Source organism: Eubacterium sp. 1001713B170207_170306_E7 (assembly GCF_015547515.1).
Classification (GTDB): domain Bacteria; phylum Bacillota; class Clostridia; order Eubacteriales; family Eubacteriaceae; genus Eubacterium.
In genome coordinates this window covers 39,862-63,618 of the sequence record NZ_JADMVE010000003.1, presented here as the reverse complement: position 1 = coordinate 63,618, position 23,757 = coordinate 39,862, and the positions used below count along the sequence as shown (strand labels likewise).

Here is a 23,757-nt window from a genome sequence, read left to right as displayed (position 1 = left end):
GGAGGTTTACCATGAATCCAAAGAAATTACTGGAAGAACAGCTTAAGTTGGAGGAAGCCGGACGTCCCTACGCGATAATAACCATTATCCGTGCAGACGGCGCAGTTCCAAGAAAAAGCGGCAAAATGCTGGTAACTGCTGACGGCAACAGCATTGGCACCATTGGCGGCGGCAGTTCGGAGCTGCTGGCCATACAGGACGCTCAGGCATGTATCCGCTATGGTGAAAACGCCGTTAAGGATTATGTTCTGAACAGCGAAAATGGTATGGTCTGCGGTGGCGACTTCTCTGTATTTATCGAGGTTGAAAACCCAAGGCCGCGTCTGCTGCTCTGCGGCGCTGGCCATGTGGGCACCGCCCTGATGAAAACAGCTCGCCTGGCCGGATTTGATATCACCCTGGTTGATACCCGCGGTGAAGACCAGATCGGCGAGGCGATCGCTTTGGCGGATACCTATGTCCCGGTCACAGAATTTTACGAGGGCGTTATGTCGCTGCCCGTTCCGGCAGGTGCATTTATCGTCATTACTACCTATGGACACCGTTTCGATAAAGAGGCTCTGGCGGCAGCTTTAACTAAAAAGGCCGCCTATCTCGGGATGATCGGCAGCCGTAAAAAAATCGCGGCGGTCTATGAAAAGCTTCGATCAGAAGGCTTTAGCAACGACCAACTGGAAGCCGTCTATGCCCCCATTGGCATGGATATTGGCGGAGAAACACCTGAGGAAATTGCCATTTCGATCGTTGCTGAAATGCTCGCTGTCAAATATAAGCGAAGCGGCGTACATCTGAAGGATTTATGATTTGTATGCGTTATTTACCGGAGGTTGTTTTGCCTCCGTTTTTTTATTTTTTGCTATTTCTAATTTGAGTTCTTTTTGTGAAAATCCGATTCATTTCAGACTCATTTTCTGTTATTTTTTGTAATTTATACCTTTTTATTTTCTATTCACTTTCAAAACCACCTTTAACAGCCCGTATTTTCATAATTTTATATTATAATACATTTCATGGCACGCATCTTGCATTAACATATTGGCATCAGAGATCTGAAACACTTTTTAGAAAGGAAATGAAACAATGGACCTTAAGAAAAAACGTTATATTCTCATGTTCTTTATGGGAATGCTTTACTCTTCCCAAAACGTCATGCCCTGGTTTTCAACTTACTATTACAAAGCCATGCAGGGGGCCCTCGACTATACCGACGGGCAGCTTGGGATGCTGATCACGGTTTTTGGCATTATTGCAGTCTTTATGTATATTATCGCCGGTATTCTCTCCGACCGTTTTCCGCTCAAGCCACTGCTGCTCATCTCAAGCTTTGGAACCGGGGCCCTGATCCTGCTTATGGCGACTCTGCCCAGCTATCCCATCATGCTGGCCATCCAGATGGGCTTTGCTGTAACAGTTGTCTGTACTTTTTACGGTGCTTTCGTAAAATTTACCCATACTATCGGTGAGGAACACGAACAGGGAAAAATGTATGGTTTCATGTTTGCCTTCAACGGGCTGCTCGGAATGACCCTTGGTTTTATTGCCTCCGGCATTTATGCAGGACTTTCTGCAACCGGCGATGTCGAAGCCTTCCGTTACATGCTTTACCTGTACGCTTTCTTCAATATCGTGCCTGGTATTGTTCTTCTGTTCTTCTATAATGAAAAACGGGATACCTACCTGACCGAAGAAGATCAGGATGAAAAGTTCCAGTTGAAATATCTGGGCGACGTTGTGAAAATGCCGGAGGTCTGGTTAATTGCTTTAATGGGCTGCTGCTCCTACACCTTTAAATGCAGCGCCTCCTATTTTACACCTTACCTGACTGACTCCTTTGCCATTCCGGTTGTTATGATGAACTTTATCGCCATTTTCAGATCTTACGGCGTGCGCATTATCATGAACCCCATATCAGGTATTTTTATCGATAAAATGAAATCCGCTACCAAAGTGATGACTGTTGACTTCATCCTCGGTATCATCGTTATTGGTATCACACTGCTGCTGCCGGGCAGCCCCTCCTTTGCCATTATCGCAGTTGTTCTGCTGCTCATGGTTGCAGCGATCTATAATCTGTCTGTCCCCTGCTGGTATACCCCCATCACAGAGGCCAGAATCCCGAACAAGTATTACGGCACCATCGTTGGTATCGTCTCAGCTGTTGCCTTTTCACCCGATGCTTTCTTCTATCTGATCGGCGGCAATATGCTAGATAAATACGGCGAGGCAGGCTACAGCTACATCTTTATGCTCGTTCTCGGTATTGTGACGGTCGGCCTTTTGATCAGCATTATCTTAAGACGGATGATCCAGAAAAAGAATATGCAGCAGGCTCTTTAGCTTTCAATTAAAATTATAATAAAAGTGAGGTAGAAAAATGTTACGCAAAAATGCTTATGATCTGTTTCTGAGTTTGGAAGATGTTGAAAAAATCCACGAGAGTACCCTTCGGGTTTTAAAAGAAGTCGGTGTTGAGTTCAAGCATGAGGAAGTGCTGGATGTCTTTAAAAAACACGGCGCACGTGTTGAAAACTCCATTGTCTATCTCGATGAAGATATCATTAATAATGCGTTGCAAACCGTACCCAAGAGCTTTGAGCTTCATGGCCGTGCGGGCTTTTCCACCATTTCTGTGGACGGTGCACCGGTTATCACCACTGCCGGCGGTCCTCCGCAGCTGGTTCACGAGGATGATACAATCCGTGACTCCACTCTTGAGGACGTCATCAAATTTTACAAACTCATTGAATCCAGCGATATCATCGACGTGACCCGTATCGTATCCTCTGATACTGCGGATCTCGACCGAAGCTCCGAAAATCTTTTTAACCCTCAGCAGGCTCTGTTGCTAAAATACAACACCAAGCCTGTTTACGGAACCATTGTCAACAGTAACCATACTCGGGGTAAAAGTATCCGCCAGGGTACCCGTGATTCAATACAGCTCATTAAAAAGTTTTATGATGTCTGGGATAAAAATATTATTCTGACCGACCACTGCTGTATTTCTCCCCTCTCTGTCGGCAGTGAGGTTCTGGAAAATATGCTGGCGATGCTGGATGAGGATCAGATTGTACAGTTCACGGTTTGTTCCATGACCAATCTGACCTCTCCGCCAAGCATTATGGGAACCGTTGTGCAGGATAATGCGACATTGCTGGCAGCCATGGTCTTTACACAGCTTGTAAAGCCTGGAACACCGACCATTTACCGTACTTTAAGCTCACCGACCGATATGCGTGAGGTCAAGCTGGCAATCGGCAGCCCTGAAAATACCCTCCTCGGTTTTGCCGGGATCGCCATGGCCCGTTACTATGGCGTACCGGTGGGTGCTGGTGGCGGACTTTCTGACTCCCTTACCGTCGACTACCAGGCAGGTGCAGAAACCATGATGACCCTCTTACCCACCTATCTGGGTAATGCAGACTTTGTTTCTCACTCTGTCGGTACTCTTGGTTCCTTTAATCTCGGCAGCTTTGAAAAACTGATGCTGGACGAAGAGGTCGTCTCCATGCTAAAACGCCTCTACGAAGGTATCGCTATCTCCGACAAAAAGGACGGCGTCGACCTGATGCTTAAAGTCGGCCCGCGGGGCAATTATCTCAAGGGCAGAACGCCTAAGGATTACCGTGAAGAACACTATCTGCCGAAGTATTTTAATAAACAGGGTGACAAGCTGGCCGACCGTGAAAAATTCGGAACAGCCCTGGACCGTGCTAAAAAGGAAGTACAACGCCGCGTAGATGAGTACGAGCTCCCTGAGACAACCAAGAAACAAAAAGAAATTCTGAACGAATACCTTCCTGATCCTTATAAATATGACCTTTAAGCAAAAAGGAGATGCATCCGACGGTGCATCTCCTTTTCCTATTCTTCCTTCTCGTCATATACATATTTGCGGATAAGACGGTAAGCCTTGGACTGGCTGATGTTTAAGGCCTCTGCCATCTTCCGGCTGCTCTTGTAAAAAAGATAACTGTTTTCCACCAGCTTGCGCTCTGCCTCCTCCATTACTGACTCGTAATCAGAGGTTACAATTTTCTTCGAGCCTGATTCCTCCTCTGAGGTAAAACGCTGAAAATCATAGTCCTCGATAACCTTGCCATCGGACAGGATCACAAGCCTTTCTACCAGGTTACGAAGCTGACGGATATTGCCCGGCCAATGGTACCCGCACAGAAGCGGGGGCACCTTTTTAGAAAAATATTTGTTGGTTTTATACTTTTCATTAAACACGTTCAAAAAATAGTTTGCCAGGGAGATAATATCCTCTGGCCGCTCCCGCAGAGGCGGAAGGGTCGTCTTAATGCTGTTCAAACGCCAATAAAGGTCCTCCCTGAATTTATTATCCTGAACCAGCTGATACAGATCCTTATTGGTAGCGGTGATGATTCGGATATCCGCATGCTCCGGGGTGGTGCTCCCCACAGGAATGAAACGCTTATTTTCGATAACATCCAGTATCTTGACCTGCATGGGCAGGGAGAGTTCCCCAATCTCATCCAGAAAAAGCGTTCCGCCGTTGGCGATTTTGATCAACCCTTCCTTCCCCTTATTACTGGCGCCGGTAAAAGCGTGAGGGACATAGCCGAACAGCTCAGATTCCAGCAAAGTCTCCGGGATCGCCGAGCAGTTGATCGAAATAAAGGGCTTGTCCCTGCGCAGGCTGTTGGTATGAACATATTTCGACAAAAAGCTTTTGCCTGTCCCTGATTCGCCCAAAATAAGAACGTTGATATCAGTTTTGGACACCTTTTGTAAAATAGACAGACAGCGCTTGATGGCTTTGCTGGAACCGATGATCTCTCCAGAGTCCTCTTCCTCTGACACGATGGTTTTAACCTCATTCTTAATGCTGAAATCATAGCTGTTAATGGGGTCCTGAGTCGTTGACACGATCATCTCCACGTTTCCATCTTCATCGAGAATCGGAACAGAGATGGTAACCACGCTTTGTTCCATGGCATAATACTTGTTTTCTGCAATGATGACCTTTTTCGACTTTTTCACCCGGCCTGACAGGGATATTTTCCACCGTTCAGGCCTCAGCTCACTCTGAAGGTTCATGTTCTTCATCTGCTCCGGCGTCAAGCCATAGTGACGCATACAGGCCGGATTAGTGTAGACGTACTGGTCATCGGCATCTGTCACAAAAACCTCTGTGTAAGCATTCTCCAAAATTTTAAGCAGCGTTTCCTTTGTCAGACTGTCTAAATAAGACTGATATTCTTTGCTATAACCTAATTCTGTCATTATTCTCCCCATTCGCACTTTTTTGTAATTTGTTAATTATTACAACTAACTTCAAAATTACAATCGTTTTCTCTGCCTATTATAACCGATTTCGAGTCAGATTTGAACTGCCCTTTTCAAATTTGAAACAAATTTTTTCAAGTAAAAATTATTTTCTAAGAGAATCCCCCCTTTAAAACAATATAAACAGCCTTATTATTCTATTTTTCGTAAATTTAAAAATAATACAGCGTTTTTCTTGATTATTTCGACTTGTGGCATTAATATTGCATATATAAATAATAAAAAGGAGGTTCTTCATATGAAACAAAAATCATCTGCCATCATTCTTTTACTCAGTGCCGCTGTCCTTATCTTTAATCTCTGCAGCTGTGCCAAAAGAGACAGCCACCGCGTGGTTATCTATTCTTGTCTTGAGTCCTTCAGAAACCAGGACATGATTGAACAGCTTCAAAAGGACCTCCCCCATATCACTGTCAATGTCCAGAGCCTGTCCACTGGCAAAGTCGCCTCAAAGCTCAAAGCCGAGGGTACGAAATCGGAAGGCGATATCATCATTGGACTGGATACAGCTTATTCCGAAAGCCTTAAGAACTATCTCGAGCCTCTGGCTGGATATGATGACAGCCAGTATCTGGACGAGTTTAAAATACCGGGCCGGGAATATGCTATTTGGGAACGCTACGGCGGCTGTATTGTCGTCAGCGAGGCACTTCTTGCCGAGAAAGGACTGCCTGAGCCCACCTGTTATGAGGACCTGCTCAAGCCCGAGTATAAAAACCTGATCGTCATGCCTGATCCCAAATCCACAGGCACCGGTTACCTCTTTCTTGAAAACATGGTAAACTTTATGGGCGAGGACGAGGCCTTCGACTATCTCGATAAGCTGGTCGAAAACGTTATTTTCTTTACTGCCTCCGGCTCCGGGCCGGTCAACCTGCTGATCCAGGGGGAAGCTGCTATTGGCTTGGGCCTTACCTTTACCGTTGTCCAGGAGATCAACAACGGTATGCCCTTTAAAATCATCTATTTTGACGAGGGCTCCCCCTACAACACCTCATCCTTTGCCATGCTGAAGGACCGGGATCACCCGGAAGATGTGGCGGCAGTATTCAGCTATCTGTATAACCATTTTATTTACAGAGACAAGGAGCTTTTCTCCCCTGAACCCATCTTCAAAAACCAGACCATCACGATCCCCAATTACCCGCAAAACATTGTCTACGGTGACATGACGGACATCAATGACATCAAACACAAAGAAAATCTGTTAAAACGCTGGAGGTACTGACATGAACCAAACGGTTAAACTTACCCTTAAAAATATACACAAGTCCTACAACGGCAAGACAATCCTGAATAATATCAGCTTTGAGGTTTACTCAGGCGAGTTTCTGTCCATCCTGGGCCCCTCGGGCTGCGGTAAAACAACGCTGCTTCGGATTCTGATCGGCATTACCGACCAGGATGAGGGCTGCATTATAAAAGACGGCGTGGATATCTCACATTTAAGCGCTGACAAACGGGGCATGGGCATTGTTTTTCAGAATTATGCCCTATTTCCAAACATGACTGTTCTGGAAAATGTGGCCTATCCCCTTAAAATCAACAAGTTTCCCAAAAAGGAAGCCCTTGAACGCGCCCGCGCTGCCATTGACAGCATCGGTCTGTCCGACCATCTGGATAAAAGGCCCAGCAAGCTTTCTGGCGGTCAGCAGCAGCGTGTGGCCATCGCGCGCACCCTCGCGTTAAATCCAGATATTATTTTATTTGATGAACCGATGTCCGCTCTCGACGCCTCTACCCGTTTGACACTTCGTTTTGAGCTGGAGCGCATCCAGCGAGAGTTTGGTGTGACGATGATCTATATCACCCATGACCAGGAGGAGGCCTTCTCCATGTCGAACCGCATTATGGTTATGAGTAATGGGACCATCGAGCAGCTGGATACGCCTTTTAACATTTACCATCACCCCGGCAACGCTTATATTGAAGAATTTGTCGTCTTTCACCTGATGGAAAAGCTGGCCGCGTTCCGGCGTTTCACAGGAAAATAAAGGAGGAGCTGCCATGAAATGGGTAAAATCTAAATCGCTGAGGCTTCTATTCGTCGTGTTCTTTTTCGTTACCCTGATCCTTCCCCTGTTTAATATGTTTGCCACCATCACCATAGAAAGTATTCAAAACCTGCTGTTCACGCCGGTTTTTGGGGAGGTTATCCTGCGGTCTGTTCTGGTGACTGCCACCGCGACGCTCATCTCGATCCTGCTGGCTCTTGCGCTCTCCTGGTGTGTGGCGAAAACCGCCATGCCCTTTAAAACCATCCTGATCCCGGCCTTGACCCTGCCAATGCTCATTCCCTCCATTTCGCACGGTATGGGGCTGGTCATTCTCTTTGGCGCAAAGGGGATCATTACAAACCTGCTGCACACCAGCTTTAACCTTTACGGCTTCTCCGGCATTGTAATCGGCTCGGTGCTCTACACCTTTCCCATTGCCTTTCTGATGCTTATGGATGTCTTTAAATATGAGGATGGCGCCTTGTACGAAGCAGCGCAGGTCATGGGCGTTTCCAAGCTTCGCCAATTCACAGACCTCACTCTGGTTTACCTCAAAAAGCCGTTAATCTCTGCCTTTTTTGCTGTATTTACCATGATTTTTACCGACTATGGCGTCCCACTGGCAGTTGGCGGCAAGTACCGTGTGCTTTCGACCTATATGTACCGCGAGGTTCTGGGCCTGCTCAATTTTTCCAACGGCGCTGTGGTAGGGATTATCCTGCTTCTACCGGCCATTCTGGCTTTTATCATCGACTTTTTCAGCCGGGACAGCCAGAGCGGTACCAACAGTGTCAGGCTTAAGATCAAGGCTTCACCAGTGCGCGACCGCTGCGCCGCCGGATTTTGTATTCTGACCGCAGTTTTATTTAACCTGCCGATCATCGCTTTTGTCTTTTTATCTATTGTTAAAAAATATCCGGTTGATCTGTCCCTTTCCTTTGACAGTATTTTACAGACGCTTCAGCTGGGCGCAGGCGAATACTTTTTCAACGCCATTGTCATGTCCCTGCTCACAGCGCTTGTCGGGACTGCCATTGCCTTTATTGTGGCCTATTTTACCTCCAGAGGAAAACAGACCTTTACCTCAAGATGCCTGCATCTTATCTCCCTGGTAACAGTCGCTGTACCTGGTATTGTGCTCGGCCTTGGATATGTCACACTTTTCAGCGGCAGTATCCTTTACGGGACACTCATGATCCTTGTCCTTGTCAACACCATTCACTTCTTCTCCTCGCCCTATCTCATGGCGCACAACGCTCTGCTCAAGCTGAATCCAAATTTTGAGGATATCGCCATGACACTGAATATTCCAAAGCACCGGATGATCCGGGATGTGCTGCTGCCTTCCACCTTCAGCACACTGCTTGAGATGTTTACTTATTATTTTATCAACGGTATGATCACCATCTCTGCCATTTCGTTCCTGAGCACGGTTGACAATATGCCTCTGGCATTGATGATCCCTGTCTTTGAGGGACAGCGGCTCTTTGAATGTGCTGCTTTTGTCTCTTTGATCATTCTTGTGAGCAACCTTATTCTGAAAGCGCTCACCAGCTTTGTCTCCTCAAAATGGCAAAAGTATCTGAACTGAATACAAAATAAAAACCCCTTCATGTCCATTACTCCATGAAGGGGTTTTTATAAAAAGGAAAAGAAATGAAAAAGTTTTTGTTTTAATCTCATACAGCCCGTTAGAGATTAGTAAGTTAATTTCTTAACTTAACTATAGTATAAACCGGCAATGTGACGGTTATGTGAAGTGGTGGCTGCCCTTAAGCCATCTTTAAGACTGCGGCTTTTATTCAGGCGATCCTCCAGCCCTCGGCCGCTTCCCGAATATCGACAAACTGCCTGTAAATTCCCTTTTCCTGGATAAGCTGCGCGTGGGTTCCGCGCTGGGCGATCCTTCCGTTATCCACAACGAGTATCTGGTCAGCGCGTTCAATGGTTGCCAGACGGTGGGCGATAACGATGATGGTCTTTCCATTCGTCAGGGATGAGATTGCTTCCTGTATAAAGTGCTCATTTTCCGGGTCAACGCTGGCAGTGGCCTCGTCCAGGATTACGATCGGCGCGTCCTTCAAAATGGCCCGGGCAATGGATATTCTCTGCTTTTCGCCGCCGGACAGCGACGAGCCGCCCTCACCCACCAGTGTATTGTAGCCATCGGGCATTGCCGTGATAAATTCATGGCACCGGGCCTCCTTCGCGGCCTTTATGACTGCCTCCATATCTGCTCCGGGGTTGCCAAAACGGATGTTATTTAAAATGGTATCGTGAAACAGGTAAACGTTCTGGAACACCATGCCGATGTTTGAGAGCAGGCTGTCACAGGTCAGCTCCCGGATATCCGTGCTCCCGATGGTAACAGCCCCGCTGTCCACATCGTAAAAACGGGCCAGCAGGCTGCATACCGTGGTTTTGCCGCTGCCGGAGGGTCCCACAATGGCCGTGGTTGTTTTTTCGGGAATAGCAAAGCTCACATTTTCCAGAACCGGGCGGCTGTCATAACCAAAGCTCACATTTTTAAAGGCGATATTAAAATTATCCGGCTTTATATCCCTCCCGTTTTCATCGATGAATTTTGCCTTCTCAATTTTGTCCAGCTTTTCAAAGGTCGACTCGATCAGCTCCATGGTATGAGCCGCATTATTAATTTGCTCGACATGCGTAAAAATCATAAAAGAGAAGACCGCAAACATCAAAAAGACTGGTACAGTCATGGCGCCCTCTGCGGTAAAAACAGCTGCCGCTGCTGCCACTGCCACCGACGCAAGTTTCAAACAAAACTGATGAAGGCAGTTGCAGGGAATGTAGTCCAACTCAATCTTCACATTGATGCGCCGGTGTTCCCCACAGGCCCGTTTCATTCCCTCTGTCGAAACGCCTTCCTGACCATAGGCCTTTACCACTGCCAGACCTCTTATGTACTCCAGCGTTGCCGCGATGAGATCATTCTGGGCCTCCTGGTGCACAGCCGCGTTTACCCGGCTCCTGCGGCTCAGCATTCTCAGGAAAAAGGCAGAGCCCAGAATACCAGCCACTGCAATCAGGGCGATTTGCCAGGAATAAAAAGCCAGGCAGAGAATAATGGCCAGCGCGCTGATGTAGCCACCCACTACCACATCGGTCATCTTCATGGCATACATCTCTAAAACTGACAGGTCCGTGGTCACCGCCCCGGCAAGCTCTCCTGTATTATTGCGGTCAAAAAAGCCAAGGGAAACTCTTTTTAGAATATCACCGATCCGGATACGTTCCTCAGCGGTTTTTTCATAAGCGATGCTTTCCTGAAAAGTCGCCTTAAGATATGAAAACAGAAACCTCCCAAAAATCATCCCAATCATAAAGATAAGAAACCAAAGCGCCCATATCGGCGTCAGAGCAATCTCTCCCCGCTGGTCCTCCAGCATGAGCTCCAGCGCATAGGCAGCGCCGATAACGGGCATTGCTGTAAAGATGCTCTGTAAAAAGGACCAGAGAAACCCCCAATATAAACGTTTTTTACGGCCGCCGGTCCATTTGATAATATGTCTGATGGTTTTAAACATCTGTCACTCCTCCTTTCATCTCTTTTCCGGCTGCCCACCGCCTCGCGCCGACATGGGCTTGCCACATATCCCGGTACAGGGCGCAACCTTCCAAAAGCTCCTGCTGCGTGCCCTCGGCAGTAATCTGTCCTTTTTCCAAGACGACAATTCTGTCGGCGTTCTGAATGGTTGACAGCCGGTGCGCGATAACAAGCAGGGTTTTTCCCTCTGTCAGTGCCGCGATGGAACGTTGCAGCTGTGCCTCATTCTCGGGGTCTGTAAAGGCTGTGGCCTCGTCGAGGATAACCACTGGAGCATTCTTTAAAATAGCCCTGGCAATGGCAATGCGCTGGCGTTCGCCGCCGGAAAGCTTTTTGCCGGCTTCTCCCGCGGTTGTGCTCCAGCCCTTTTCCAGACGACTGACAAAGTGCTCGCACTGCGCCGCTCTGGCCGCCTCAAAAACCTCCTCGTCTGTGGCTGACGGTTTGCCGAGACGGATGTTTTCAAGCAGTGAGCAGTTAAACAAAAAATTATCCTGAGTGACAAAGCTCACCGTATCCGCAAGCTGGGGCAACGGAATTTTTCTGATATCAACACCGCCAATGGTGATACTTCCATCCCCCACATCCCAAAACCGGGCAATCAACCGGGCGACCGTGGATTTCCCACCGCCAGAGGGACCTACCAGCGCGGTAAAGCTGCCCTGCGGCAGGAACAGGCTGATATTTTTCAGCACATCGCCATCTCTGTCGTTGTAGGCAAAGCTCACATCCTTCAGCGAAACCGTGTAGTTTTTCAAACCGACATTTTTCTTCTCTTCCGTGAGCTCTGGAAGCTCCATCAGCTGATTGACATCGTTAATGGCATACTGGATAGATTTAAAATCATTAACCGCTGTGGTGAACCAGCTTACCGGCCCCACGATACTCATGGAGAGAATCATGCACAGGGTCAGTTCCGCAGGTGTGAGAGCTCCGTAAATATACAGAAGCATCCCCACCGGCAGGATGCCAAGCAGGGTGCTGGGCAGAATAGCGTTTCCCAGATTCATGAGACCCCAGGTTGATCGGAACCAGTCAAGGGTAAAGTCCTTAAAATCTCCCACTGCTCTGGTGAATTTCTCATAGGAGCTTGAGGACTGGTTAAAGGCTTTGATGACCTGTATCCCCTCAACATACTCCACAATCACACTGTTGACATGGCGGCTGGATTCCATAAATCTCGCGTACTGGCTGTTGTAGCTGCGCATCATGACGGCATAGACCAGCACTCCGGGCGGGATGCAGGCCAGCGATGCCAAGGCAATACGCCAGTCAATGCTGATCATATAAATAAACACACAGACTGGCAGCAGCAGATTTGAAATCCCCTCTGGAATCAGGTGGCCCAACGGAAGCTCAATGGTTTCTACCCTATCGACAAAAATACTTTTAAGACCGCCGGCTGTTCTGGATAAAACCGTTCCGAGGGGCGCGCGCATCAGCTTATCGGTCAGTGCCAGGCGTATGCTCTCCAAAATCTGGTACGCCGACATGTGGGAAAAGGTTGTTGAAATACCGTAAAACACCAGCTTTACGATATACCCCGCCACGCACACCGCCGCCCAGGACAGGATACTCCTAACTTCGGGCGTCCCCTTAAAAAACAGCAGGATTATCTGATAAACGCCGAGATAAGGCACCAGCCCACCCAGCACGCTTACCACAGCGCAGATCACAGACAAAAGCATCTTTTTCCTGCACTCAGCCGCAAACGAAAAGATACTCTGAAAGGTTCCTTTTTTCTTCATGCTTTCGCCTCCTAAAAAATAATAACGGACAGTCCTTTTTAAGAACCATCCGTATTATACTCAATCACTGCACTTCTTGTCTGCTCCGTTTCTGCCAATGCCGCTCCATTCGGACGACGGATTTGCGATACTCTGCCGGGCACATGCCCATAACAGATTGAAAGGCCGCTGCAAATTTACTGGGATTTTCATACCCTACCCGGTTGGCGATCGAAACGATATTTTCATTGGTTTCCTGGAGCATGAGTGCGGCGGCGTTCATCCGGTATTCCTTCATATAGGCATAAACAGAGGTTCCATAAACCCCTTTAAAGCAAAGTTTCATGGAGGTGAGGGGAAATTCAAAGCGCTCGGAAAGCTCTTTTAATGTGTAGTGGTGCTCCAAATTGTCGGTCAGAAGCCGAACAATAGCCTTGACTTTTTCGACCTGTGTCTTATAAAAATACGGCCGCTCATCGCTGTTCTGGGCAACCTCCAGCGCGTCCAGAAACAAAAGAAGTTCGAGCACCTTGATCTTAAAGTAGCTCATCCTCAAATGTTCCGGGACAGTGTAGAGTTCAGAAAAAATGTGCTCTACTCCTGCGCCTGCCCGCATGACAAATGGGCGCTCGTCCCCGCAGAGTTTTTTCTGGATTTTTTCAAGGTCAACAGGGAATCCCTCCAGGACATGCGGCAGCGCCTCCATGGCTTTTTCCATATAAAAGCCAACCGTGATGCCATGATAATGCCTCAAAGGAAAGCTAAAATCACAGACGTGATGCTTTCGGGTGTTCATCTGCAGGTCTCCGGCTTCGAGATAGATGAATTTATTTTTTATGATCTCCCACTCAATCCGTCCCTCACGGCAGTGGTCGATACAAAACAAGTCCACATCAGGTTTAAACTCTGAAAAACATTTTTCCATATGAAAATCGTTGTATAGGAGATACACACCTGGGAATACATCGTAGGCGGTCATCACGCCCTCCCCGCTGTCTTCCTTTACCTGATAAACTGTACAGCGCTCATCCTGACAGATCAGCGAAACGTTTGGTCCCATCGCTTCCCGGTCAAAATGCATGGTCTTGTCCTCCTTCCATCTCCTCGCTGCTTTTTAAAAAGAAGTCAAGCATTATATTCCTTCCCGCTGCGTCAAGGGGATAATTTCCCACCAGTCTGCCGTGATCGATATGAAGGATATGTGTGCAGCATGACAGAATAAGCTCAGGGTCATGAGTAACCACAAAGACGGTTCTGCCCTGCTCTGCAAGAACGCGTATATTGCCGGACACTTCCTGCATATGCCGCAGATCCAGCCCGCTGGTCGGTTCGTCAAAAACAATGATCTTCCGCTGTGAGGCAACGGCCGAGGCCACAGCGACACGCTGCTTCTGCCCGCCTGACAGTGCCATAGGATGCTTTTCCTTATATTCCAGCAGGTCAAGGGATTCCAGAATGGAGGATGCCCGTTCCGGGGTTTCCTGCTTCATGGAGAGCAGAACTTCATCCAGCACACTTTCTGTAAAAAGCTGGTGGTTAACATCCTGCATAACCATATAACAGGCCGAGAGTCGTTTTTTAGACTTCATCGCGGTTCCTTTGTAGCGCACAATTCCTTTATCCCTCTTCTGCAGGCCGCAGAGACTGCGCGCAAAGGTAGACTTACCCGCGCCATTGTGTCCGATGATACCGATAACGCCGCGTTCCGGCACATCGGCCTGTCCGATAGACAGCGCTGGAGGACAATGGGGATAGGCAAACTGGAACTGTTCAAGACGCATGGTCTTTTTAACGCTTGTTTCGACTGCCCTTACCTTTGAAAGGCCCGACATGGAAAGTGCCCTCAGGCCCATCTCCTCCAGTCTGTGGTGCGGCAGGCTGTAAAACTCCCGGCCTGTATAAATCCTGTCAATCCGGCCCTTTTTCATACAGACCACTCTGTCCGCCAAGCCCTCCAGATAATAAAGACGATGCTCTGCCACCACGATGGTTTTTCCCTGGGCTTTCCATTGGCGGATAACTTTTTTCAGTTCCTTTATAGAGGCAGTGTCCAGGTTAGAGGAGGGTTCATCCAGAACCATAACCTCCGGGTGCAGCGCCGCCACAGAGCCGCAGGCAATTTTCTGCTTTTCACCGCCAGAAAGCTTAAAAATATTTCTGCCGCAAAGCGAATCAAGCCCAAATGCTTCGGTTGTGCTTTTTAGCCGTCGGTGTATCTCAGCCTCCGGCAGACCCAGGTTCTCACAGCCAAAGGCCAGCTCGCTGGTGGTATCCACATTAAAAAACTGTGATCGGGGATTCTGGAACACGGAGCCGACCATTTTTGCGGTTTCGTACAGAGGCGCATTCCTGATATTCAGGCCGTTGACCGTGATACTGCCAGACAGCCTGCCTTCGTAGTAATGCGGAATCAAGCCATTAATCAGGCGGGTCAGGGTGGTTTTGCCACAGCCCGATTCGCCGCACAGCAAAACTACCTCACCGTCGGCGATGGTGAGGCTTAGGCTGTCCAGGTCTGCCTCTTTTTTATCCTGTCCGTAGAAAAAGGACGCCTTTTCAAATATAATCATACTCACCTCACAGAAGCGCAAATTTATTCAATACAAATACCGTCAGACTGGCGACGCATAAAACAATGGCCAGAATGTCAACCAGACGAAACCCAATCCGGCAGATATTGGTCCGCTGCACAGGTGCGCCAAGCCCCCTTGTCAGAGCGGCCGCTGAGAGCTCCTCTCCAATCTTCACGCAGGACATCATGAGCGGTACCAGGCGGTATTCAAGCATGGCGCCTGCCTTACCGCCGCCAAAGCGGATCCCCCGCATCCGCATAGCGTCTCCAATGGCTCCATACTCCTCCCGGACTGTCGGAAAAAAGCGGAACATGACTGACATGGGGATGGATAGCTTCGGTGTGACGCGCATCCGGGCCATGGCTGCCATAAAGGCACTGACCGTAGTGGTATTTACCAGAAAGTACCCCATCATAATCCCAGGCATAAACCGGGCGAACAGGCCACAGGTTGCAACGATGATAAAATTCAGAAAGCCTGTGGTGACAGGCACCAGAAACAGCTCGCCGCAGAAGGCTGCCGTGTAAGCGGCTAAGTATCCAAACGCAGCGCCCCACTTTTTTGAGGCCAACAGCAGTATAAAAGGGACCAGCGTGAGGGCCGGCTTGACAAAATTCATAACGCCGCCGTTCCCCCCGCCAATGACAACCGTGGAAACGGTGACCACCAAAAGCATTTTTGTTCTTGGGTCAAGAGACAGGCCGCCAAAAACATCCGTATTGGTACGCGCCTGTGCCATCAGACAATCCCGGCCTTCATAAAGTGTTTTTTGAACACTGCTTTGCCCAGCACAGCCCCTAAAATACCCGAGATAAAGCAGGCGGCCAGAAGCGGCAGAAGGCTCCAATTTGGAATGTAGGCCATGAGCGTATTAGCGTATTCCTGTCCATACCCGGAGACCAGCATATCAAAATAGCTTCCCCGGTTGACCACGATAGGAATGTAATTGCCAATGAGCCACACGGAAAACACGCCGTAGCTTAAAACGCCCTTTCTGGCGCTGGTATAACCGCCGGACTTCAGCACCAGCTCTGCCAGCAGGCCGCTGACCGGCGCAGTGATCAAGGCCCATAACCCCATACCCATCAGACACATGATAATACCGATAATGGCAGCCATGATGAGTACCATTCCAAATTTCCTGACCCTTGTCAAAAACAGCATAAAAGGTATACCGCCCACAAAGGGAACGATCACTGAGAGCAGCGGTACAAAAATGGGAATATAACCTACCATGGCGACACCCATGCAGATAACAAAAAGAATGGCCGTAAAAATGCCCACATTAATCAGATCCTTTGCCTGAAGCCTGTTGTTCATGTAAACTTCCTCCTGTTTCAGTTAGTTTTACCTAACTAGATTTTTTTAAAGAAGGACTCCATCTGCATGGAGCCCTTTCATAAGCATATTTAGTGTAGCATAACCTTTTGTCTGCCGTCTGCTCCATCCGGACAAAATAAATCTGTTCAGACAGAAAAACTGTCCAAACGGCTTATTCTCTGTCTTTGGGGAGCAATTGGTTTTCCTCTGGGCTCAGGCTGCCTCCTCGGCAAAGTTTCCGGTATAAAGTTCGTAATATTTACCCTCCCCGGCAATGAGTTCGTCGTGGGTACCGCGCTCAATAATGCGGCCGTTTTCCAGCACCATGATGCAGTCTGCATTGCGGACAGTGGAGAGGCGGTGGGCGATGACAAAGGTCGTTCTTCCCTTCATCAGACGGTCCATTCCCTCCTGCACCATGGCTTCGGTACGGGTGTCGATGGAGCTGGTGGCCTCGTCCAGAATGAGCACCGGCGGATCGGCAACCGCAGCTCTTGCGATAGACAGCAGCTGTCTTTGTCCCTGGCTCAGGCTTCCTCCGTCACCGGTAAGCATGGTCTGGTAGCCATCTGGCAGACGTTTTATAAAGCCGTCTGCATTGGCCAGCTTCGCAGCTGCGATACAGTCCTCATCGGTGGCGTCGAGCCGTCCAAAACGGATATTGTCCATAACGGTACCTGTAAAAAGATGGGTATCCTGTAGAACAATGCCCAGCGAGCGCCGCAGATCGGCCTTTTTGATCTTGTTGATGTTAATGCCGTCATAGCGTATTTTTCCATCCTGTATATCGTAAAAGCGGTTGATCAGATTGGTGATGGTCGTCTTTCCCGCGCCGGTACTGCCCACAAAGGCGATCTTCTGCCCTGGTTCGGCAAAAAGTCGAATGTCATGCAGTACCATATGAATATCGTCGTAGCCAAAATCGACTCCGTTGAAGGTAACCTCCCCTTCCAGCCGTTTGTAGGTAACAGTCTCCTCCGCCCTGTGCGGGTGCTTCCACGCCCAGACGCCTGTGCGTTCTGCACTCTCTAAAAGAGTGCCGTCCGGCTGCTCCACTGCGTTTACCAGTTCGACATAACCGTCGTCAGTCTCTGGCTTTTCCTCCAGGAGGTTGAAGATACGGTCAGCCCCTGCCAGAGCCATGACAATGCTGTTGAGCTGCTGGCTGACCTGGGTGATGGGCTGGGTAAAGCTTTTATTCAGAGTGAGGAAGGACACCAGTGTCCCCAGAGTCATGCTTACGCTGCCGCTCAAAGCCAGCACCGCGCCCACAATAGCGCACAGCACATAGTTGATATTGCCCAGATTTGCATTGACAGGCATGAGAATATTGGCGAACTTGTTGGCACTGTTGGCACTCTCACGGAGATGGTCATTGCGCTCTCTGAAGCCTTCCAGGCTTTTTTCCTCATGACAGAAAACCTTGACGACCTTCTGGCCGCTCATCATTTCCTCAATATAGCCGTTCACATTGCCCAGATCCCTCTGCTGCGCCGCAAAATAAGCGCCTGATTTTCCGCCGAGCTTTGATGTCGCGGCCAGCATAACCGCTGTCATGGCCAGCGTCACCAGTGTCAGGGGGATGTCCAGAAGCAGCATACTTACAAAGGTTGTGATTATGCTGACAATGGACTGGATAATCTGCGGGAGACTCTGACTGATAAGCTGGCGGAGAGTATCGACATCGTTGGTGTAAACCGACATGATATCACCGTGGGCGTGGGTATCAAAATACTTGATGGGTAATGCCTCCATATGGGTAAAAAGCTTAATTCTGAGCTTTTTAAGCGTGCCTTGGCTCACATTGACCATGATGCGGTTATAGGAAAAGGCCAGCCCCACACCGATGAGGTACATGCAGGCCAGACGGACAAGTGCTGTGGCCAGAGGTTCAAAATCAGGGCTGGCTGAACCGGTCAGAGGGATAATATAATCATCAATCAAGGTCTGCATAAACAAGGTTCCTTTGACTGTGATCAGAGTCGAGCCAAAAATACATAAAAGCACCACCACTGTGGTTACTTTGTAGTTTCTTACAATCATTGCCAGAATACGGCCGAGAGCCTTTATGCTCAGACCGTCTTTTTTGATTTTATTCATTAACTTACTGCCTCCATTTCTATGTTGCCCTCATCAAAATCTCCGTTACCGTTTACCTGAGAGGCATAAATTTCCTGGTAGATGGCGTTTGTTTTCAGCAGATTATCCGGTGTGTCAAAGGCGTCAACGCGCCCCTCGTCCATCACCAGGACCCGGTCAGCGTCCTCGATGCTGGAGATACGCTGGGCGATAATCAGCTTGGTCGTTCCTGGAATCTCGCTGATAAAAGCGCTCCGTATACGGGCATCTGTAGCGGTATCCACCGCACTGGTAGAGTCGTCCAGGATCAAGACCTTTGGTTTTTTCAAGAGCGCCCGCGCAATGCAGATACGCTGCTTCTGTCCGCCGGAAACATTGGTGCCGCCCTGGTCAATAACCGTATCGTATTTGTCGGGCAGCTGCTCGATAAAAGTATCGGCACAGGCCAGCTTGCAGGCATATTTGCATTCCTCCAGAGTTGCCTGCTCATTCCCCCAGCGCAAATTATCCAGAATCGTCCCTGTGAACAGTACATTTTTCTGAAGCACGACAGCCACCTGATTTCTAAGGGCCTCCAGGTCATAATCCCGGACATCTCTACCGCCCACCAGTACCCTGCCGTCTGTCACATCATAAAGCCGGCTGATAAGGTTGACCATACTCGACTTACCGCTGCCCGTGCCTCCGATAATGCCAATGGTTTCACCGGCGTGGATGTGAAGGTCGATGGCTGAAAGGGTTTCCTTACCACTGCCCTTTTTATATGCGAAATGAACCTGTTCAAAATCAATGCTGCCGCTCTCTACATCTGTCAGAGGACGCGCCGGGTCCTTGATATCGGCCAGTTCCTCCAGCACTTCGGCAATACGGCGGCAGCTGGCAAGACTCATGGTCACCATCACAAAGATCATGGACAACATCATCAGAGACATCATGATGTTCATGATATAGCTGAACATAGCGGTCAATTCGCCGGTTGTCAGACTGCCGACCACGATCATCTGAGCGCCGAGCCATGAAATTCCAAGGATACAGCCATAAATAACAAACATCATGACTGGATTGTTAAAGGCAAGAATCCCCTCCGCTTTAACAAAAAGCCTGTACAGGTTAGCGGCAGCTTTGGAAAAGCGGGTGTTTTCATAGTCCTCCCGGACATAAGCCTTGACCACCCGTATAGCCGATACATTTTCCTGGACGCTTTCGTTCAGAGCATCGTATTTTTTAAAAACCTGGTCAAAAATTTTAGTGGTCTTTAAAATAATCAATGCCAAAGCCAAGCCGAGAACCACAATGGCCGCCACAAAAACCAGGCTCAGCCGGGTGTTGATGAAAAAGCACATGACCATGGCGCTGATGAGCATCAGCGGCGCACGGGTGCACATGCGCAGAATCATCTGATAGGCGTTCTGCACATTGGTAACGTCTGTGGTAAGCCGTGTGACCAGCCCAGCCGTACTGTACTTGTCGATGTTTGAGAAGGAGAAGCGCTGAATATTTTCATACATACCCTCCCTCAGGTTACAGGCCAGCCCCGATGATGCGCTGGCCGCGTATTTGCCCGCCAGAATGCCAAAGCTCAGGCTTGCCATGGCCATGACCACCATGATCCCTCCGTAAAAATAAACCTGCTGTATATTTCCAGCCTCAATGCCTCGGTCGATGATGTGCGATGTGATCCAGGGGATCAAGACCTCCATCATAACCTCCAGAGCCGTAAACAGGGGCGTCAGTAGTGAAGCCTTTTTATACTGCTTCACCTGCCCCAAAAGTGTTTTTACCATTTTTTCTTCCTTTCAAGGTTTGTTGTTTTTATTGTTTTACATATTATTAAACTACAAATTACATTGAAAGTAAATTCAAAAAATGTTATCATTAATTAAGAACATCAATTAATAAACAAAGAAAAATTTTATCGATAAATCAAGGAGATCTTTATGAACAGCACACAGCTCGAATGCTTTATGCAGGTCGCAGAAAACCTGAACTTCGCCCGGGCGGCGGAAGCCCTGCACATCACACAGCCCTCAGTTACCCACCAAATACACACCCTGGAGGCAGAGTTAAACGTGAAGCTTTTTCACCGCACTACACGTTCCGTATCCTTAACACAGGCTGGACTGAGCTTTTTTTCCGACGCCAAAAATATCCTGTCGCTTATGAGAATATCAAAAATGCGGCTTCACGATGACAGTACAGATAAGCTCTCCTTTTTTGCTATGGGGTTCCACAGCAGAATGGAACTCGCTTTTCTTCCGGGTATTATTAAGGAAATGAAAAGACAGGTTCCCCTGCTGCACCCTATTATTAAAATGGTTCCCTTTCACGCCCTCGCTAATCTCCTGACCGACGAGACCATTGACGTCATGTTCGAATTCAAAAATGAAAAAACCGATAAACTCCGTCTCAGCTATGTCGAGCTTATCAAAGCACCCATTGCCTGTGTCCTGCCAAAGGACCATCCCCTCGCAGGACAGCCGTCTGTATCTCAGACCGAGCTTAAGGAGCTCAGCATCGTGCTCTGCCAGCCGCCGGTGCCGGTTTTTTCTGATATTTCGACTTTTCAGCAGAAAGAGGCATCCAATTTCTCGCCGGCAAATTCCTACTTTTCTGAAAATATCGACGAGGCCTGCACCCTGGTAAAGGCCGGTCTGGGTTTCTCCCTTCTGCCCGATCTGCTCCCAAGCCGTGATCCTGAGCTGGCCTATATTCCCTACGCCCCGGCAAGGGCTGTTTCCTATGGTCTGTATTACAAGGGAAAGAAAAAAGCCCCCTTGCTCAAGCTTTTTATTGAGCTCACAAAAGCCAGCTTTTCCCTATAACGGCAAAAAACACCTGAGCGCTGTACTCAGGCGTTTTTGAACGAGGGAGATAACTGGCAAACTATGCTGTTTCTTTCTTTTTAGAAATGAGATAATACGGAATTGCCACAAAGAGAATACCGCCAACCATATTGCCAAGGGTTACGACGATTAGATTATACACGTAGCCACCGATACTGACCGCTGCTTCCATGGGCGCAAGCAGGGAGATTGTCAGCAGTGTCATATTCGCGATGCTGTGCTCAAAGCCCGTCGTGATAAAGGCAAAAAGGCACCAGAAAATCATAATAAGCTTCCCGCTTTCCGATTTGCATTTGAAGCCGCACCACACAGCCAGACAAACCAGCACATTACACAGAACGCCTCTCAAGAACAAGGGTATAAGGGAAAGACCCATCTTAGCCGCTGCCGACGCTGCAATAAACTCACCGACCGGCCCGGCTGCAAAGCCGGCTCCCCAGAAAATAAGGGCCAGCAGCACAGAGCCTGCCAGATTGCCAAGCCAGCAGACTCCCCACAGCTTCAAGGTATCCGCCATGGTGACCGATTTTGTCATAAGCCCTGCTGCCATGACCATATTGTTTCCTGTAAAAAGCTCTGCTCCGGCGATAACCACCAGACTCAAGGCAACGCCAAAGGCTGTTCCCATGACAATCTTGACATAGGGCTCTCCGCTCAGCAGTCCGCCGATGGTAAAACTTAATAAAACACCAAACCCAATGAAAGCACCGGCCAGCATGGCTGCCACAAAATAGCCCAGGGGGTTCTTTTTCAGCAGCCCGATTTTGGCCACAGCTGCCTTCTGCACACTTGTAAACGCTTCTAAAAACATATGTTAACCTCCTAACTCTTTTGTGAAAATTATAACAAGGCTAAAAAAGAAGCGCCGTGACCATCGTCACAGCGCAGAACTGTTTTGTTGCTTTTTAACGGTATTTTTCGGGCAGCAAGTCATCCAAAATGTTTCTTTGCTCCTTGTTAAAGTCTGGCTTAACGTATTCTTCTAAGCGTTTCTTCCAAACCTCTGTCGCCAGCGATTCTGCCGACGGACAGCCTGCCTGTATCCAGCTGTTATGGTTATCCCGGATCGAAAGCTTCGGCATGATAAAATCAGTACGATAGGACTTTTGTGTCCGCTCAAAATGCTGGCCGGAGGGGCCGGTCTTTTTGATGGAATCAAACATCACAGTCTTTTCATTAACCTCGTAGCCCTGCTTCAGATGCTCCAGTGATTCAATTTTTTCTTCGTCTAAAATATATTTTTCATAGCCGATGGAATTAAAGGAGTCCAGCGTACCGCAGGCGTGCACAAGGCAGTCTGTATCCAGCGCATAAGCCGAAAACAGGTTCATAAAGGTTTCTGCACCTGCCTGATAGTCCATGAGCTTAGAGTCTGTATTGCCCGCACCGGTATGCAACGGCACATTATAATAACGGGCCATCCGCGCTGAGGTCGCCGCACTCCACAGGCTCTCAATACCACCGTAGGCCGCTCCAGAGGACAGACGCATATCAGCAGAATCAAATTTTCCGCAATAGACGACCGGAGTGCCCGGCCGTACAATCTGCGACAGCACAATGGATGCCAGGATCATAGCATTGCCTAAGATAAAGGTGCCTGCCATAGACTGCGGCGCAGTAATACCGAGGGTCTGCCCACTGCAGATAATCAACGCCTGCCCGCTGCGTGAGTAGGTAATCAACGCCTCTGCCATCGAGGTTGAAAGGCGCATCGGCCCCATTGTGTCAATCAGGCCAGCGGCGATGATCCTGTCACCCAGATGATCTACACCATAAAAGCGGCGCATCATCTCAAGGCTTTCTTCTGCCACCTCTTTGCCTTCGACCAGTCCCATCATCGGTTTGGTACAGTACTCAAGCGCCACACCAAGGCGGTACCGCTCTCTGATATCTGGCGGAATGTAGGATACATCAATAACATTTGGATTTGATACATCCATTATTTTACTGGTTTCATGGAGCTTGTGAAAGTTAACCAGATGCTCATGGCTTGCTTTTTCATAGCTGCCTTCTTTTAAAACATAAATGGGCCCGTAGGCAGGAACATTTTTTGTTTTTCCATCACCCACTGTGATCTTATCACCGTCACGTCCATACCAGTCAAAGGTCTGCGGTACAGACGTAAGGGCTTCATCAACCATTTTTTTGTCGATATAGACAATGTCATTTTCAACCTTCGCGCCATAATTCCTAAAAATCTCAATGGCCTCCTCACAGTGAAAAACCACGCCGACCTCTGATAAAATTCTCAGGCTCTCCTCATGAATCCTTTCAATCTCCTGGTCTGTTCCTATCGAATAGTTTAGCTTCATTCTCTTGTCTCCTCGTTGTTAA

18 protein-coding genes are annotated in these 23,757 nt (G+C 48.6%); 7 read left to right on the top strand and 11 right to left on the bottom strand.

All coding sequences use genetic code 11. From position 1 onward, the window contains the following. The first annotated feature begins 11 nt into the window (after nucleotides 1-11). The 3 genes from I2B62_RS08295 to I2B62_RS08285 all read left to right on the top strand — a co-directional run bounded on the left by I2B62_RS08295 (nucleotide 12) and on the right by I2B62_RS08285 (nucleotide 3,826). Nucleotides 12-803 (top strand): XdhC/CoxI family protein, encoded by a 792-nt coding sequence (locus tag I2B62_RS08295; RefSeq protein WP_195268506.1) that lies wholly within the window; start codon nucleotides 12-14, stop codon nucleotides 801-803. Nucleotides 804-1,080: 277 nt separating this feature from the next. Continuing rightward, a complete protein-coding gene (locus tag I2B62_RS08290; protein WP_195268505.1) occupies nucleotides 1,081-2,337 on the top strand; it encodes an MFS transporter in 1,257 nt (418 codons plus the stop codon). 37 nt (nucleotides 2,338-2,374) lie between these two features. After that, complete coding sequence (locus tag I2B62_RS08285; RefSeq protein WP_195268504.1) at nucleotides 2,375-3,826, top strand: trimethylamine methyltransferase family protein; 1,452 nt, start codon at nucleotides 2,375-2,377, stop codon at nucleotides 3,824-3,826. A 38-nt stretch (nucleotides 3,827-3,864) separates the two neighbouring features. Here I2B62_RS08285 and I2B62_RS08280 read toward each other — a convergent pair whose 3' ends face one another. Next, entirely contained in the window at nucleotides 3,865-5,250 is a 1,386-nt protein-coding gene (locus I2B62_RS08280; protein ID WP_195268503.1) for a sigma 54-interacting transcriptional regulator, read from the bottom strand. Nucleotides 5,251-5,551: 301 nt separating this feature from the next. On the opposite strand from I2B62_RS08280, the gene I2B62_RS08275 reads away from it, so the two are divergent. The 3 genes from I2B62_RS08275 to I2B62_RS08265 are packed head-to-tail and all read left to right on the top strand — an operon-like array spanning nucleotide 5,552 to nucleotide 8,901. Beyond that, nucleotides 5,552-6,541, top strand: a complete 990-nt coding sequence (locus tag I2B62_RS08275) for an extracellular solute-binding protein (protein WP_195268502.1) — start codon at nucleotides 5,552-5,554, stop codon at nucleotides 6,539-6,541. A gap of 1 nt (nucleotide 6,542) precedes the next feature. Beyond that, the gene (locus I2B62_RS08270) at nucleotides 6,543-7,307 is read left to right on the top strand and encodes an ABC transporter ATP-binding protein (RefSeq protein WP_195268501.1); all 765 of its coding nucleotides are present in this window, start codon (nucleotides 6,543-6,545) and stop codon (nucleotides 7,305-7,307) included. Nucleotides 7,308-7,320: 13 nt separating this feature from the next. Continuing rightward, complete coding sequence (locus I2B62_RS08265) at nucleotides 7,321-8,901, top strand: ABC transporter permease subunit (RefSeq protein WP_195268500.1); 1,581 nt, start codon at nucleotides 7,321-7,323, stop codon at nucleotides 8,899-8,901. Nucleotides 8,902-9,112: 211 nt separating this feature from the next. Here the strand turns inward: I2B62_RS08265 and I2B62_RS08260 are convergent, their stop codons facing one another. From I2B62_RS08260 to I2B62_RS08225, 8 genes are all read right to left on the bottom strand, one after another. Beyond that, nucleotides 9,113-10,861 carry an ABC transporter ATP-binding protein gene (locus I2B62_RS08260; protein WP_195268499.1) on the bottom strand — a complete coding sequence of 583 codons (1,749 nt, stop codon included), beginning with the start codon at nucleotides 10,859-10,861 and terminating at the stop codon, nucleotides 9,113-9,115. Further along, entirely contained in the window at nucleotides 10,854-12,629 is a 1,776-nt protein-coding gene (locus tag I2B62_RS08255; RefSeq protein ID WP_195268498.1) for an ABC transporter ATP-binding protein, read from the bottom strand. Before I2B62_RS08255 ends, I2B62_RS08260 begins: the two co-directional genes overlap by 8 nt. A 64-nt stretch (nucleotides 12,630-12,693) precedes the next feature. Continuing rightward, the gene (locus I2B62_RS08250) at nucleotides 12,694-13,689 is read right to left on the bottom strand and encodes an AraC family transcriptional regulator (RefSeq protein WP_195268497.1); all 996 of its coding nucleotides are present in this window, start codon (nucleotides 13,687-13,689) and stop codon (nucleotides 12,694-12,696) included. Then, the gene (locus I2B62_RS08245; RefSeq protein ID WP_195268496.1) at nucleotides 13,679-15,178 is read right to left on the bottom strand and encodes an energy-coupling factor ABC transporter ATP-binding protein; all 1,500 of its coding nucleotides are present in this window, start codon (nucleotides 15,176-15,178) and stop codon (nucleotides 13,679-13,681) included. The genes I2B62_RS08250 and I2B62_RS08245 overlap by 11 nt, the downstream gene beginning before the upstream one ends. A 7-nt stretch (nucleotides 15,179-15,185) precedes the next feature. After that, on the bottom strand, nucleotides 15,186-15,920 hold the full coding sequence (locus I2B62_RS08240) for an energy-coupling factor transporter transmembrane component T (protein WP_195268495.1): 735 nt from the start codon (nucleotides 15,918-15,920) through the stop codon (nucleotides 15,186-15,188). Continuing rightward, entirely contained in the window at nucleotides 15,920-16,501 is a 582-nt protein-coding gene (locus tag I2B62_RS08235; RefSeq protein ID WP_195268494.1) for an MptD family putative ECF transporter S component, read from the bottom strand. Before I2B62_RS08235 ends, I2B62_RS08240 begins: the two co-directional genes overlap by 1 nt. Nucleotides 16,502-16,714: 213 nt before the next feature. Beyond that, nucleotides 16,715-18,601 (bottom strand): ABC transporter ATP-binding protein, encoded by a 1,887-nt coding sequence (locus I2B62_RS08230; protein WP_195268493.1) that lies wholly within the window; start codon nucleotides 18,599-18,601, stop codon nucleotides 16,715-16,717. Beyond that, nucleotides 18,601-20,364 (bottom strand): ABC transporter ATP-binding protein, encoded by a 1,764-nt coding sequence (locus tag I2B62_RS08225; protein WP_195268492.1) that lies wholly within the window; start codon nucleotides 20,362-20,364, stop codon nucleotides 18,601-18,603. Before I2B62_RS08225 ends, I2B62_RS08230 begins: the two co-directional genes overlap by 1 nt. 153 nt (nucleotides 20,365-20,517) lie before the next feature. Between I2B62_RS08225 and I2B62_RS08220 the strand changes: the two genes are divergently transcribed. Then, on the top strand, nucleotides 20,518-21,402 hold the full coding sequence (locus I2B62_RS08220) for a LysR family transcriptional regulator (RefSeq protein WP_195268491.1): 885 nt from the start codon (nucleotides 20,518-20,520) through the stop codon (nucleotides 21,400-21,402). A gap of 61 nt (nucleotides 21,403-21,463) precedes the next feature. Here the strand turns inward: I2B62_RS08220 and I2B62_RS08215 are convergent, their stop codons facing one another. Together I2B62_RS08215 and I2B62_RS08210 are read right to left on the bottom strand one after the other, a co-directional pair. Next, entirely contained in the window at nucleotides 21,464-22,234 is a 771-nt protein-coding gene (locus I2B62_RS08215; protein ID WP_195268490.1) for a formate/nitrite transporter family protein, read from the bottom strand. A gap of 94 nt (nucleotides 22,235-22,328) precedes the next feature. After that, a complete protein-coding gene (locus tag I2B62_RS08210; RefSeq protein ID WP_195268489.1) occupies nucleotides 22,329-23,735 on the bottom strand; it encodes a trimethylamine methyltransferase family protein in 1,407 nt (468 codons plus the stop codon). Between the last annotated feature and the right edge of the window lie 22 nt (nucleotides 23,736-23,757).

What these genes read in the sequence shown, in the direction of transcription:
- I2B62_RS08235 (WP_195268494.1), bottom strand. Translation starts at nt 16,501, where the DNA reads ATGAACAACAGGCTTCAGGCAAAGGATCTGATTAATGTGGGCATTTTT.
- I2B62_RS08285 (WP_195268504.1), top strand. Translation starts at nt 2,375, where the DNA reads ATGTTACGCAAAAATGCTTATGATCTGTTTCTGAGTTTGGAAGATGTT.
- I2B62_RS08275 (WP_195268502.1), top strand. Translation starts at nt 5,552, where the DNA reads ATGAAACAAAAATCATCTGCCATCATTCTTTTACTCAGTGCCGCTGTC.
- I2B62_RS08245 (WP_195268496.1), bottom strand. Translation starts at nt 15,178, where the DNA reads ATGATTATATTTGAAAAGGCGTCCTTTTTCTACGGACAGGATAAAAAA.
- I2B62_RS08225 (WP_195268492.1), bottom strand. Translation starts at nt 20,364, where the DNA reads ATGGTAAAAACACTTTTGGGGCAGGTGAAGCAGTATAAAAAGGCTTCA.
- I2B62_RS08295 (WP_195268506.1), top strand. Translation starts at nt 12, where the DNA reads ATGAATCCAAAGAAATTACTGGAAGAACAGCTTAAGTTGGAGGAAGCC.
- I2B62_RS08255 (WP_195268498.1), bottom strand. Translation starts at nt 12,629, where the DNA reads ATGAAGAAAAAAGGAACCTTTCAGAGTATCTTTTCGTTTGCGGCTGAG.
- I2B62_RS08265 (WP_195268500.1), top strand. Translation starts at nt 7,321, where the DNA reads ATGAAATGGGTAAAATCTAAATCGCTGAGGCTTCTATTCGTCGTGTTC.
- I2B62_RS08210 (WP_195268489.1), bottom strand. Translation starts at nt 23,735, where the DNA reads ATGAAGCTAAACTATTCGATAGGAACAGACCAGGAGATTGAAAGGATT.
- I2B62_RS08220 (WP_195268491.1), top strand. Translation starts at nt 20,518, where the DNA reads ATGAACAGCACACAGCTCGAATGCTTTATGCAGGTCGCAGAAAACCTG.
- I2B62_RS08260 (WP_195268499.1), bottom strand. Translation starts at nt 10,861, where the DNA reads ATGTTTAAAACCATCAGACATATTATCAAATGGACCGGCGGCCGTAAA.
- I2B62_RS08250 (WP_195268497.1), bottom strand. Translation starts at nt 13,689, where the DNA reads ATGCATTTTGACCGGGAAGCGATGGGACCAAACGTTTCGCTGATCTGT.
- I2B62_RS08270 (WP_195268501.1), top strand. Translation starts at nt 6,543, where the DNA reads ATGAACCAAACGGTTAAACTTACCCTTAAAAATATACACAAGTCCTAC.
- I2B62_RS08240 (WP_195268495.1), bottom strand. Translation starts at nt 15,920, where the DNA reads ATGGCACAGGCGCGTACCAATACGGATGTTTTTGGCGGCCTGTCTCTT.
- I2B62_RS08215 (WP_195268490.1), bottom strand. Translation starts at nt 22,234, where the DNA reads ATGTTTTTAGAAGCGTTTACAAGTGTGCAGAAGGCAGCTGTGGCCAAA.
- I2B62_RS08290 (WP_195268505.1), top strand. Translation starts at nt 1,081, where the DNA reads ATGGACCTTAAGAAAAAACGTTATATTCTCATGTTCTTTATGGGAATG.
- I2B62_RS08280 (WP_195268503.1), bottom strand. Translation starts at nt 5,250, where the DNA reads ATGACAGAATTAGGTTATAGCAAAGAATATCAGTCTTATTTAGACAGT.
- I2B62_RS08230 (WP_195268493.1), bottom strand. Translation starts at nt 18,601, where the DNA reads ATGAATAAAATCAAAAAAGACGGTCTGAGCATAAAGGCTCTCGGCCGT.